Origin of the sequence: Chryseobacterium barbadense (assembly GCF_042849955.1) — a bacterium.
In the GTDB taxonomy this organism is placed as follows: Bacteria; Bacteroidota; Bacteroidia; order Flavobacteriales; family Weeksellaceae; genus Chryseobacterium.
Genome location: NZ_BAAFHL010000153.1, coordinates 1 through 625, shown reverse-complemented (window position 1 = coordinate 625; position 625 = coordinate 1). Strand labels below are relative to the sequence as shown.

1 pseudogene is annotated in these 625 nt (G+C 39.8%); it reads left to right on the top strand.

Annotated elements, in window-relative coordinates:
* Positions 1-625 (top strand): annotated as a pseudogene (locus tag ACGHIN_RS17320) (RHS repeat-associated core domain-containing protein); the annotation flags it as partial.

The window sequence follows — 625 nt, the reverse complement described above, 5'->3', positions numbered from 1 at the left end:
AAGGATGGCTTTCTCAGGAATATGTAATGGATCTTCAAGAATTACAGAGCAGGCTTTAGCCGATAATTATGGGAACAATAATGTAAAAAGAACCAATTTTGTATTCTTTAACCGACAAGGCATGGATGTTTATTACGACCCTAACGGTACGTATCCCGGGATTAATTGGGTTACCTTATTATCGGTAAATTATTACGATGATTATACTCCTACTGCTCCGGCAAGACCCGCCACCATCTTGGGAAAAACCACTTTAAGTGCTACGCCTGTTCAATATTCTTCGGGTGGGGTTGTTTCTTACAGAAGCATTAAAGGAATGCCTACTTCTTCCTATATTAAAAATATTGAAGATGATAACTGGACTGGGTCCCACATCTGGTATGATACGGAAGGAAGAGCCATAGGTTCTCATTCCATCAATCATTTGGGTGGTTACACCAAAACGGAAACAGAGCTTGATTTCGCCGGAGCGGTATTGCAGAACAAAACCTATCATAAAAGAGTAAATACTGATACGGAAAAAGTCATTACGGAAAACTTTGTATATGATGCCCAGAACAGGCTTCTTATCCATAAACACCAGATTGACAGCAATCCTGTGGAAGTACTAAGCCAGAATGTGTAT